A 12,655-nucleotide genomic window follows, 5' to 3' on the forward strand; every position below is an offset into this window, starting at 1 on the left:
CTGTGCAAAATGCAGATTATTTCGCAGCTTTTTCAGCTTCAATTGAAGCGATAGCAGCGTCTACACCTTCAATTGAGTCAGCAGCTTTTTTGATACGTGCTAACGCATCAACAAGTACTTCATCAGCTGTTGCATATGAAATACGCATAAAACCGCCTAAACCAAATGCATCACCAGGAACAACTGCTACGCCAGTTTCTTCTAGTAACCATTCAGAGAACTCTGTGCAAGATTTTAAGCCTTTTGCACGAATAAGAGGGCGAATGTTTGCATAGGCATAGAAAGCGCCATCAGCAGGTAAGCAAGAGATACCTTTAATATCATTTAAGCCATTTACAACTAAGTCATGACGGCGTTTAAACGCTTCAATCATAGGTTGTAAAACGTCTTGTGGACCATTCAATGCAGCTTCAGCAGCAACTTGCGAAATAGAAGTTGGGTTAGAAGTTGACTGTGATTGGATCTTTTTCATTGCACCAATGATTTTTGCTGGACCGGCTGCATAGCCAATACGCCAACCTGTCATTGCGTATGCTTTAGAAACACCGTTTAAAACGATTGTGCGATCATATAAATCAGGAGCAACAGTTGCGATGTTGTAGAACTCATCTTCCCAACGAATCGGTTCATACATATCGTCAGATGCAACAAATACTTGTGGATGACGACGTAAAACTTCAGCTAAAGCTTCTAATTCAGCTTTGCTATAAATCATGCCTGTTGGGTTAGATGGGCTGTTTAATACAACTAAACGAGTGTTAGGTGTAATAGCAGCTTCTAATTGTTCAGGAGTGATTTTGAAGCGTTGGTCTTCGCCACATTTCACAATGACTGGAGTCCCTTCAGCAATAATGACCATATCTGGATAGCTTACCCAGAAAGGTGCTGGAATGATTACTTCATCGCCTTTGTTTAATAGAGCAAGTGCCAAGTTAAAGAAGCTTTGCTTACCACCACAAGAAACCAAAATCTGGTTCGCTTGATAATCAAGATTATTATCACGCTTAAACTTAGCAATAATTGCTTTTTTTAACCCAGGAGTACCATCTACAGCCGTATATTTGGTGAAACCATTATTAATCGCTTCAATTGCAGCATCTTTGATGTGTTGAGGGGTATCAAAATCTGGCTCGCCAGCACCTAAACCAATCACGTTCTTGCCAGCAGCTTTAAGTTCAGCAGCTTTGTTTGTTACAGCAAGTGTAGGGGACGGTTTGATAGCATTGACACGATCAGAAAGACGTACGTCCACGGCAATATTCCTCTTATGGGATTAAAAAATAAAAAGCATACTATCTTATCGCAAAAATTAAGCAATTTGCGGATACGGGTATTTTTAGATGTAAAAAAGTTTAATTTAAGAAGGTTCTTGTTGCTGTTTTACTCAATTGAAGCTTTTTTGAAAAGAAATGATAAAAATCATTTATAATAGGTCGCAATCGAAATTTCGAGAATGAATCATGACTGAGCAACAGCCAAAACAGAAAAAGGCTTTGGTGAAATTGCCATTCCCAATGCCGAATGAAAGCAATCAAGCAGATGATGCGGTACACAACCAAGTGCGTCCAAAACCAGAGCAATACGCGGATAGAACATGGATGCCTCCACGTGGTACGCGTCGTTCTATGGGAAAACGCTAATTTTGAAAAACAGGCAATATGCCTGTTTTTTATTGATTGAATAAAATTTCTTGATAATAACTTTTTTTCTTTTGATACATGTGATGGTCTGCTCGTTTTAACATGTCCTCAATTTGTTCATTTGTTTGAGTGGTTGCATGTCCAATTGCAATACTAACTGGATGGCTTGAATAGTATTGATTGTCGATATTAAAAAGCTCCTGAATCGTTTGAAGCATAATTTGAACGTTCGCTTCATCTGCGCCTGGCATTAAGATCACGAATTCATCACCACCGATTCTGGATGCAGTATATGCTGTATTTGAAATAGCCTGACTTAAAATATTTCCAACACGGCGTAATAAACCATCTCCAATATCATGCCCAAACTGGTCATTGGTTTCTTTTAATCCATTCATATCTAAAAAAATTGAAGAAACTGGTCGAATAATACTTCGGTTTAAGCGATTAAGTTCCTCTGTAAAAAAAGCACGGTTATATAGTTTAGTAAGAACATCGTGTTGCCCTAAATATTCAAGATAGTTTTCCGCTTTTTTCCGGGCAGTAATATCTGTCAGCGCAACTTGCACTAATCCCCAAGTCTCTTCATATCCCGGAAAAACGGTAAATTGAAGCAAGACATTTCTTATTTGGCCATCTAAAGCGTAGTTAACGGCTTCACGTTTATGATGGATATTACCTTGCCATAACTCGATGAGTTGTTCTCGAAAGGTTTCAACCATTTCTTCAGCAAAAATCTTATGTGTATTCCTTAAAAGTGTCGACTTATCAGGAGCTTTAAATAAATCTATCGTGGCCTGATTAACATCTAAAATTAAAATATCTTCTACACACTGGCGGACAAACTCAGGATGAACATCTAGAAAAGTTCTGAAGTCTTCAATTCCCAATAGCCTAAGTTGATCAATTCTATTTTTTATACGGCTGAAATCCTCGACCCACAGCGAAGTAGGCGAGTAGATAAACATAGATTCAGCCAGTCGACGGTTTTTTTCTTCCTGACGGAGTGCATTTTGATAAGGGGTAATATCTTCGGTAGTAATTAATACCCGCTCAAAAGTAGATTCAGAACCAGGTAAAATAGACCCTCTTAACTGAACATCAATACGTTTGCCTGATAAGGTGTAATTCACGGTAGTGCTTGAAAAATGGGTTTTGCCATTCCATAACGCTTCAAGTTCATAAATATGTGATTCGAACATTTCCTTTTTAAAAATAAGATTCAAATTCGAATAGAGTTCCTCGCGCGTTGTTGCTTCAAAAAGTTCTAAAGTTTTTTGGTTAACACGAATAATTTTAATTTTATGAGCACATTCAATAACTAAGTGTTTATTTTGATTTAAAAATTCATGGAGGTTTTCAATGCCTTGCTTTCTCCATAAATCAAATTGTTGTTTAACTTCACTGAAATCCTCAATCCACATTGGAATTGGGCTAAGGTCAAAAATCGAAGAATCTAAAGTTTCCATATGTTTCTTTAAGTATTCAGTTTGCCTTAAAGTATAATGAGAAAAATTAAGATTTGGGAGGATAAAGAGTTTAAATATATTAGAATAATTAAAAATAAAAGGATTAAATGTAAGGAAAAATAAAATAATGAGAAAGCAGAGATTATCTGCTTAACTCATAAATTCATAAGAAAACTTAACGATTAATCGGGTGATCAATGTTTTTTTCACCACGCCATAACTTAATAAAATCTTGCTCATCAAAATCGTAAAGTTCCATCAGTGCAACAACAGCACTCACAAAAATCATGGCACCTTCAGAGTTTCCATGAAGATTGAAAATTTTACCGTTTAACTTCCCTAAAATATCACTAAGCTCATGATCACGGCCTCGTCCATAACGATCTCGTGGATACAACTCTTCATTTAAGACAATAAGAGCTATTGCTTTTTCAGCATCTGATAAATCAGTTTTATCTAAAGCTTCTTCAAATGATTCACTGCCATGATTAAAGTAAAAAATAACTTCATCATTAATGAAACTTTGTACCATCTTTTGAGTTAAAGTCGGAAATTGAGATACTGCATTATCTTCTACATAGGGTTTAAAAGATTCCGGAAAGATAACGTTGTGATAAATACCTTTAAAAAGAGGAGCGATTTCAGAAACTTTATAGCCTGCGATGCCACAACCTAATGCAGTAATGAAATATTTCATTTTAGGATGATTTTTTGTGTATATCTTAAAGTCTTCAACATAATGCTGAATTTGTGAAAGTGGCATTTGTTGAATGTGTTCATTTAAAGTTGGAATTGCAAAGCTTTGACCAGCCCAGCCACGACCTACACCTTCAACTGCTCCGAAGTGCTGACTTGCAACGCGCGCTGCACCACTACCGTGTTGTCCAGCAAGATTACTTCCAAATACAAAAACTGTATCTTCGGGAAGTTCAGTTACAATACTTTCATCATGATATTGATAGGTCATGGTTATACTTTTTGTTTAATGGATAGCTTCATGTTGCAACCGATTAGGGTATTGGTCAAGTGTTAAGATGCTTAATCTTTTACATTGAATTTCCAGCTCAATTTAGACTTTAAATTAAGATAAAAATCCCCATTAAAAGGGGAGACGTTAAATTCAATTTTTCATAAAGAGAGATAACTTTGAACGAAAATCAACCTTTTGATTTGGTCACTCATTATCAGCCAGCAGGTGATCAGCCACAGGCCATTGAAAAGCTGGTAAATGGTATCGAGCATGGTTTTCGTAATCAGTTATTGCTGGGTGTAACTGGCTCGGGTAAAACCTATACCATGGCGAATGTGATCGCTCAAACACAGCGACCTACAATTGTGATGGCTCATAACAAAACTTTGGCTGCCCAGCTTTATGGAGAGTTTAAAGCGTTCTTCCCTAATAATGCAGTTGAGTATTTCGTAAGTTACTATGATTACTATCAACCCGAGGCTTACGTTCCATCCTCAGATACTTTTATTGAAAAAGATGCTGCCATTAACGATCACATTGACCAGATGCGACTATCAGCAACACGTGCTTTATTAGAGCGTCGTGATGCAATTATTGTGGCCTCGGTTTCTGCAATTTATGGTTTGGGTGATCCAAATGCTTATATGCAAATGTTACTGCATGTGGTTGAGGGCGACCGTGTAAGTCGTGATGAAATTATCCGCCGTTTGGTTGAAATGCAATATACGCGTAATGAACTTGAGTTCTTACGTGGTACATATCGAATTCGCGGCGAAATTATTGATATTTTCCCTGCCGAATCTGATCAACATGCGATTCGTATTGAACTATTTGATGACGAGGTCGATTCGATCCGTTGGTTTGATCCGTTAACGGGTAAAATGGTTCGTAAAGTTCCACGTGTTACGATTTATCCAAAAAGCCACTATGTAACCCCGAAAGATCATCTGACTCGTGCAATTGATACAATTAAAGATGAATTACAAGATCAACTTAAATTCTTCCGTGAACATGACAAATTGCTGGAAGCCCAGCGTATTGAGCAGCGTACCCGTTATGATTTAGAGATGATGCAACAGTTGGGCTATACCAATGGTATTGAAAACTATTCAAGACATTTGTCTGGTCGTCCAGCTGGTGAAGCGCCTCCAACTTTATTTGATTATGTACCAGAAGATGCATTGCTGATAATTGATGAGTCACACGTTACAGTTCCGCAAATTGGGGCGATGTATAAAGGCGACCGATCACGTAAAGAAAATTTAGTGAATTACGGGTTCCGTTTACCAAGCGCACTTGATAATCGACCAATGAAATTTGAAGAGTGGGAACGCATTGTGCCGACGACTATTTTTGTCAGTGCAACACCTGCTAAATATGAGCTAGAAAAGTCTGACCAAGTGGTTGAACAAGTGGTACGTCCAACAGGACTAATCGATCCAGAAATTGAAGTTCGCCCAGTACTTACTCAAGTCGATGATGTTCTTTCTGAGATCAATATTCGTAAGAACCTAAATGAACGTGTGTTGGTGACCACTTTAACAAAGCGTATGGCGGAAGATCTGACTTCTTATTTAAAAGAATACGGGGTTAAAGTCGCTTATTTACACTCTGATATTGATACTGTTGAACGTGTCAAAATTATTCATGAGTTACGTACAGGTGTATTCGACGTTTTAGTCGGTATTAACTTGTTGCGTGAAGGTCTCGACATGCCAGAAGTTTCTTTAGTTGCTATTTTAGATGCAGATAAAGAAGGTTTTTTACGTTCAGAACGTTCACTCATTCAGACAATTGGTCGTGCCGCGCGTAACGTGAAAGGTAAAGCAATTTTATATGCTGACCGAATTACTGATTCTATGCAAAAAGCAATAGATGAGACTGAACGCCGTAGAGCTAAACAAATCGAGTTCAACGAGTTGCATGGTATTACTCCGCGTAGTGCTGTTCGTCAGGTCATCAAAGAAATTGATTCAGGCGAAGTGCTTTCAGACGACGAAATTGATGAGAAGGTGCTTGAACAAGCACAAGCTTTAAGTGCTGACGAAAGACATATTCTCTCTGATCCAAAATTGTTTAGTAAGCATATTACTAAGCTTGAAAAAGAGATGTTAAAAGCTTCGAAAGATTTACAGTTTGAGCAAGCAGCACGGATACGTGATGAAATCATTCGTCTGAAAGCGCAAATGTTGCAATAAACGAATACATAACGCTACATAATGTGTTTAAAAAACAAGCTACTGTAGATATTTGAGTTCTTTTGTATTCACAACTAATCGTTGAGGGCAACAATGGCATTTCGAAATAATGTTCCGCAAGCCAGCTGGCGTTTGGCTAAAATTGCGTTGGGCGGTGTCGTTCTGGCTGGTTTGGCTGTTGGAACCTATGTCTATGCCCAGCCGAAACCCTTACAAACTGTCTATAAAGTTGAACTAGACCGATATTTAGGTGTTTGGTATGAAGTCGCGCGTAAGCCTGCATTTTTCCAGAAAAAATGTGCTTATAATGTATCTGCAACCTACACCTTAAACGAAAATGGAAATGTAGTAGTAGATAATCGCTGCTACGATAATAGAAAACAATTACAGCAATCTATCGGGGAGGCCTTTGTGGTTAACCCGCCATATAACACCAAATTGAAGGTAAGTTTTTTACCGGAAGCTGTAAGATGGATTCCGGTAATCCGTGGGGATTACTGGATTTTAAAGCTAGATGAAGACTATCAGACTGTTTTGGTTGGGGAACCTTCACGTAAATACCTTTGGGTGTTATCAAGAGACCCTCATCCAGAGCAAGAGGTGGTAGATGAATATTTAAATTATGCAAAAACATTAGGTTTTGATATTCGAGATATTATTCGTACAGAACATAAAGAATAGTGGTATATGTCTGTTTAAGAAAAAACCATGTTTTTACATGGTTTTTTCTTTTTTATAGTGGATAAATCAAGTATTGTAGTGAGTTGTTTTTACTAAAGTCTAAGAGGTTTATGATGTTTAAGGGCGTGATCTTGTCTGTCATGGCATCATTCACTTTTGGTGTACTTTATTTTTATACTCAATTATTAAGCCAGCTAGATAGTGAGCAAACTTTTGGATGGCGGATTATTGCAACACTACCGTTCCTTACTTTATTTATGTGGTGGAGTGGTGATTTAGCTTATATCAAAAATATCTATCAACGTATTTTGGCTAAGCCTTCTTTACTATTATTATTAATCACAACCTCTATTTTAACCTCAGTACAACTTTGGCTTTTTTTATGGGGGCCGATGCATGGGCGTGGGTTACAAGTCTCTTTGGGATATTTCTTATTACCGCTGGTTCTTGTCTTAGCTGGAAGTGTGTTGTATGGCGAAAAAATATCAAAATTTCAATGGGTAGCAATTATTCTTGCAGTCATTGGTGTTAGCCATGAGATATGGCGTTTAGGAAGTATTGCGTGGGAAACTGCATTGGTAGCAGTTGGATATTCTGCCTACTTTTTATTACGTAAAAAAATTAAAACAGATAATTTAGGGGGCTTTTGGTGGGATTTGGTCATTATTATGCCCGTTGCGATTTATTTAACTCATACAGGTTTGCTGCCATACAGTAAATTTATAGACCAACCAAGTCTTTCTTTGATCATTATTGGGCTTGGAATTTTAAGTGCTATTGGTCTGGGAAGTTATATTCTGGCAAGTCGCTTTCTACCTTTGGTTGTGTTTGGACTCTTGGGGTATTTGGAACCTGTATTACTTGCTTTAGCTTCTTTAGTTTTAGGGGAGAGCATTGGTCAAGAAGAATGGTTCACTTATATTCCGATTTGGTGTGCTGTTTTTGTACTCGTTTTAGAAGGGGCAATTCATCTTTATCAACAACGGCAAAAAGCCCAAAATCTGCAACTTAATATCACGAAATATCAAAAAAGATTAAAAAATGATGAGTTCAATTAGCTCGTCAGAACCTAAAAAGTAAGAAAAAGCAAAAATTTAGCTGCTTTAAACAATAAGATAATAAAAAATAATTATAGGTATTTTATGAATTTATGATGAATTTTAGGAAAATCTAGTCACTAACGTCAGCTTTTGATTCATTCTTGCCAATAATTCCATTACAATTACGGGGTTTTAAAAATCACGCCTAGATATAATTAATTAGAGGACGTATCTGTGAGCAAAGACACTATCATCGCCCTGCACGCTGAACACCAAGGCCGTTGGAAAAACCGTGAAGAAATCGCGGAACGTATGATTGCATTAATCGGTCAATTATACCGTGAAAAAAATATTGTCGTATCTGTTTACGGTCGCTCTTTAATTAACCGTTCTGTTATCCAAATTTTGAAAACTCACCGTCGTACACGTGTTGTAGACGTTGAACTTTCTGTTGTAAACACATTCCCAATTTTAGAAGCTTTAGCAAAAGTTGAAAATATTGGTTCTGCAGAAGTTGATATCGGTAAACTTGCTGTTGAATATAAAGAAAAAGGCGGTGATGTTGATGCTTTTGTTGCTCAATCAGTTGAGTCAATCAAAGGTAGCGCAACTTCTGAACAACCTAAAGATGTAGTTCTTTACGGTTTTGGTCGTATTGGTCGTATCTTGGCTCGTTTAATCATTAGCCAATCAGGTTTAGGTCGTGGTTTAAGCCTTAAAGCAATCGTTGTACGTAAGTCTTCTGACGGTGACTTGGCAAAACGTGCTTCTTTACTTCGTCGTGACTCTATTCACGGTACTTTCGCTGGTACAATTTCTGTTGATGAAGAAAACGAAGCAATCATTGCTAACGGTAACTTCATTAAAGTGATTTATGCGTCTAGCCCAAGTGAAGTTGACTATACTGAATACGGTATTGAAAACGCACTTTTAATCGACAACACTGGTAAATGGCGTGATGCTGAAGGTCTAAGCCAACACTTGAAATGCCCAGGCGTTGCACGTGTTGTATTGACTGCACCAAGTAAAGGCGAAATGAAAAACGTTGTATTTGGCGTAAACAACACAGATATCTTAGATGAAGACAAAATCATCTCTGCTGCAAGTTGTACAACAAATGCAATTACTCCAATTCTTAAAGTATTGGATGACAAATATAAAGTTCTTAACGGTCATGTTGAAACTGTTCACTCATTTACAAATGACCAGAACTTAATCGATAACTACCATAAAGCAGATCGTCGTGGCCGTGCTGCTACTTTGAACATGGTAATTACAGAGACTGGCGCAGCTAAAGCAGTTGCTAAAGCATTACCTGCATTGAAAGGTAAATTAACTGGTAACTCTGTACGTGTTCCTACACCAAACGTATCTCTTGCAATCTTGAACTTAACGCTTGATAAAGAAGTTGATCGTGAAGAAGTGAACGAATACATTCGTCAAATTTCGATTAACTCTAACCTTCAAGGTCAAATTGGTTATACCAACTCGACTGAAGTTGTATCGAGTGACTTTATCGGTTCTCGTACAGCAGGTGTATACGATGCTCAAGCAACGATTACTTCTGGTAACCGCTTAACTGCTTACGTTTGGTACGATAACGAAGTTGGTTATAGCTGTCAGGTATTACGTATTGCTGAACAAATGTGCGGCGTAAGCTACAAAAAAATCCCAGCAGAATTGAATGCTTAAGATCATTTAACGATCTATAAAATATTTTCACAAAAAGACCCAGTTTAGACTGGGTTTTTTTACAACCGTACAAAATATATGCTGACTATTTTTTGTAAATAAATGAGAATACAAATTAAGGAAAAAAAGAAAATAGTAAGGGATAGGAATTGTCGCAGTTTAAACGTTTGTTGGTCGTTTTTGTATTCATCATTATTGCCAATTTATGTGGTGTACTCATTGCAATATGGGTATTTAAGCACTTTAATATTTATATTCCACTGAAAAATCAGGCAGTTGCTATTGATTTGCAAGAGCCTCTACAGGTTAAGGTTAAAGTACAAGATGCTTTAAATGTGGATGTAAAGGGGCGCGTAAATGCCAGTATTCCAATTGATGAGAAACTGAATATCCCTTTAACACAAACATTAACTCCGCGTGTTTACTTCGATAATATGGTGCCGATTAGCACAACCATCCCGGTCAAAGAAACATTAAAAGTTGAGCAAAATCTACCAATTGATACCAAGGTTCAGGTGCGTGTTTTGGGGCGTGATATTACGTTACCATTGAAAGGGACAATTCCACTAAAACTTGATGTGCCAATTGATATTAATGTTCCGCTTGAGCAAAAGGTTCATTTAAAATTTGACGCCCCAGTACGCACGGTATTAAAAGAAAATCTACATATTCCTTTAAAAGCAAGATTAGACACGAATATCCCAATTGAGGGTAATTTAAATGTACCTGTTAAAACTGCATTAAATGCTTCAGTTGATGTGAAAAATACTTTGCCTGTTAAGATTGCAAATGGTGAGTTAAAGATTCCTCTGTCCACTATGCGATTAAATCGAGTATTAGGTTCAGAAGCATCACAAAAGACAGCTGATCAATAGGGTGGATGCCAATGTTTCGTTCACTCAAGAGTATGGTAATCAGTTTCTTTTTAATGATGATTCTTGCGGCTATTATGTTTTGGGTGTATCTCAACATTCAGGCAAATTTAGTCGTTTCGGCTCATAATGCTGATATTAGTTTACCTGACTCTCTAGAAACAAAAATCCAAGTTGGCAATACTTTACAAGTTCAGTCTATTGGTAAACTTGATACAAGTTTAGATATAGACCGCCAATTAACTTTACCTTTAAAAGGCAAATATTTAGCAGATTTAAATTTTGCCGTAGAAACACCTATTACGGTAAGTGTCGATTATTCAACGACTCTAAAAATTGATCAGGTTATGCCTTTAGAAACCACCACAGATTTGGTTTATCAAAGTAAGTTTTTACCAAAATTTCCACTTAAATTAGATATCCCTATTAAATTAGATGTGCCTTTTAATTTAAAACGTAGTTATACCGTTCCCGTTAAAATTGTTTTTGATGGTCCTGTTTATTTTGAATTCGATGAACCTGTAAATTTATCGGTGAAACATCAGTTTAAACCAAGCCTAAACGTAAATGATCCTATGGAAATGGGGAATGTCTCGTCATTTAATGCCATCATGTATAATTCTGTGCCAAAAACAAAAGCAAATCTTGATATGCAAATGACCTTACCTCTGCGCAATGTTCATCCTTGATAATTAAATAAATTGGCTAAATTTTATTTTTTATAAGGATCCTATTTGCAAAACTAAAAGCATCTGCTGGATTAAAGATAAAACAGATCGTTATAAATGGAATTGTTCCATTTTCTATTCGAGAATTTTATGAAAATATGGCAGAATAGGCGGTTTTAGAGTTTTTAGAGGATTGGCAGATGCGCTTTGTTGATGAAGCAGTCATTACCGTAGAGGCTGGCGACGGTGGCAATGGCGTAGCCAGTTTTCGCCGTGAAAAATTTGTACCATTTGGTGGCCCAGATGGTGGTGATGGCGGACGTGGTGGAAGTATCTATATTCAAGCTGATGACGATACAAGTACGCTAGTCGATTACCGTTACACACGTAAATTCCGTGCTGAGCGTGGAAAAAACGGTGCAGGTGCTAACTGTACTGGACGTGGTGGTGAAGATGTGGTTTTAAAAGTACCCGTTGGTACAACAATTGTTGATACAGATTCAGGCGATATTATTGGCGATTTGGTTGAAGACGGCCAAAGAATTCTGGTTGCTGGTGGTGGTGAAGGTGGTTTAGGTAACACTCACTTTAAATCATCAACTAACCGAGCACCGCGTAAATGTACGACTGGTACAAAAGGTGAGTTCCGCGAAATTCGTCTTGAATTAAAAGTATTGGCAGATGTTGGTTTGCTGGGTATGCCAAATGCCGGTAAATCTACTTTCATTCGTGCTGTAAGTGCTGCAAAACCAAAAGTGGCAGATTATCCATTTACAACCATGGTTCCAAACTTGGGTGTAGTCGATGCTGATCGCCATCGTTCATTTGTAATGGCCGATATTCCTGGGTTAATCGAGGGTGCAGCAGAAGGTGCAGGTTTAGGAATTCGTTTCCTTAAACATTTGGCACGTACTCGTATTCTTTTACACATTATTGATGTACAACCAATTGATGGTTCAGATCCAGCGCATAATGCAAAAGCGATTATGAATGAGTTGGCTAAGTTCTCACCAACTTTGGCTAAATTACCAGTTGTTTTAGTACTCAATAAACTTGATCAGATTGCTGAAGAAAGCCGCGAAGAGTGGTGTCAGCACATTCTAGATGAACTAGAGTGGACTGGACCTGTCTTTAAGACATCGGGCTTATTAAGCGAAGGTACAAAAGAAGTTGTGTATTACCTGATGGACCAAATTGAACAACAACGTGAACGCGAAGTTGAAGATCCTGAATACGCAGCAGAAGTAAGAGCTTTCCGTGAACAACTAGAAGTTGAAACACGTGAACAAACCATTGCGGCAAAAGAAGCATATCGTGCAATGCGTCGAGCACAACGTCTCGAAAGCATGATGGACGATGATGATGATTTTGACGATGATGAAGACGACAATGATGTAGAAGTCATCTACGTTCGTGACTAGAAAA

At 37.6% G+C, this 12,655-nt stretch carries 11 protein-coding genes; 8 read left to right on the plus strand and 3 right to left on the minus strand.

What is annotated here, in order from left to right; genetic code table 11:
* Positions 1-16: 16 nt before the first annotated feature.
* Positions 17-1,252, minus strand: coding sequence for a pyridoxal phosphate-dependent aminotransferase (gene aspC, locus MKX14_RS00795; protein WP_002118408.1), 1,236 nt, complete (start codon positions 1,250-1,252; stop codon positions 17-19).
* A gap of 208 nt (positions 1,253-1,460) precedes the next feature.
* Between aspC and MKX14_RS00800 the strand changes: the two genes are divergently transcribed.
* Positions 1,461-1,640 carry a hypothetical protein gene (locus tag MKX14_RS00800; protein WP_002118942.1) on the plus strand — a complete coding sequence of 60 codons (180 nt, stop codon included), beginning with the start codon at positions 1,461-1,463 and terminating at the stop codon, positions 1,638-1,640.
* Between the two features lie 29 nt (positions 1,641-1,669).
* Here MKX14_RS00800 and yedQ read toward each other — a convergent pair whose 3' ends face one another.
* Both yedQ and MKX14_RS00810 read right to left on the minus strand, forming a co-directional pair.
* Complete coding sequence (gene yedQ / locus MKX14_RS00805; RefSeq protein WP_039759574.1) at positions 1,670-3,109, minus strand: sensor domain-containing diguanylate cyclase; 1,440 nt, start codon at positions 3,107-3,109, stop codon at positions 1,670-1,672.
* 175 nt (positions 3,110-3,284) lie between these two features.
* Positions 3,285-4,076: an A1S_2505 family phage non-structural protein gene (locus MKX14_RS00810; protein WP_002118650.1), complete on the minus strand. Its 792-nt coding sequence runs from the start codon at positions 4,074-4,076 to the stop codon at positions 3,285-3,287.
* A 179-nt stretch (positions 4,077-4,255) separates the two neighbouring features.
* On the opposite strand from MKX14_RS00810, the gene uvrB reads away from it, so the two are divergent.
* The 7 genes from uvrB to cgtA all read left to right on the plus strand — a co-directional run bounded on the left by uvrB (position 4,256) and on the right by cgtA (position 12,651).
* Positions 4,256-6,277, plus strand: coding sequence for an excinuclease ABC subunit UvrB (uvrB, locus tag MKX14_RS00815; RefSeq protein WP_002118463.1), 2,022 nt, complete (start codon positions 4,256-4,258; stop codon positions 6,275-6,277).
* A gap of 93 nt (positions 6,278-6,370) precedes the next feature.
* Positions 6,371-6,958, plus strand: coding sequence for a lipocalin family protein (gene blc, locus MKX14_RS00820; protein ID WP_017402788.1), 588 nt, complete (start codon positions 6,371-6,373; stop codon positions 6,956-6,958).
* A 110-nt stretch (positions 6,959-7,068) separates the two neighbouring features.
* On the plus strand, positions 7,069-8,016 hold the full coding sequence (gene rarD / locus MKX14_RS00825) for an EamA family transporter RarD (protein ID WP_014207355.1): 948 nt from the start codon (positions 7,069-7,071) through the stop codon (positions 8,014-8,016).
* Positions 8,017-8,232: 216 nt separating this feature from the next.
* Positions 8,233-9,690, plus strand: a complete 1,458-nt coding sequence (gene gap / locus MKX14_RS00830) for a glyceraldehyde-3-phosphate dehydrogenase (RefSeq protein ID WP_002118702.1) — start codon at positions 8,233-8,235, stop codon at positions 9,688-9,690.
* Positions 9,691-9,839: 149 nt separating this feature from the next.
* Positions 9,840-10,565, plus strand: a complete 726-nt coding sequence (locus MKX14_RS00835) for a hypothetical protein (protein ID WP_046811702.1) — start codon at positions 9,840-9,842, stop codon at positions 10,563-10,565.
* 11 nt (positions 10,566-10,576) lie between these two features.
* Entirely contained in the window at positions 10,577-11,251 is a 675-nt protein-coding gene (locus MKX14_RS00840; RefSeq protein ID WP_046811701.1) for a hypothetical protein, read from the plus strand.
* 179 nt (positions 11,252-11,430) lie between these two features.
* Positions 11,431-12,651, plus strand: a complete 1,221-nt coding sequence (cgtA, locus tag MKX14_RS00845) for an Obg family GTPase CgtA (protein ID WP_002118576.1) — start codon at positions 11,431-11,433, stop codon at positions 12,649-12,651.
* The last annotated feature ends 4 nt before the right edge of the window (positions 12,652-12,655 follow it).

It is taken from the genome of Acinetobacter pittii (genome assembly GCF_022449185.1).
Classification (GTDB): domain Bacteria; phylum Pseudomonadota; class Gammaproteobacteria; order Pseudomonadales; family Moraxellaceae; genus Acinetobacter; species Acinetobacter pittii_I.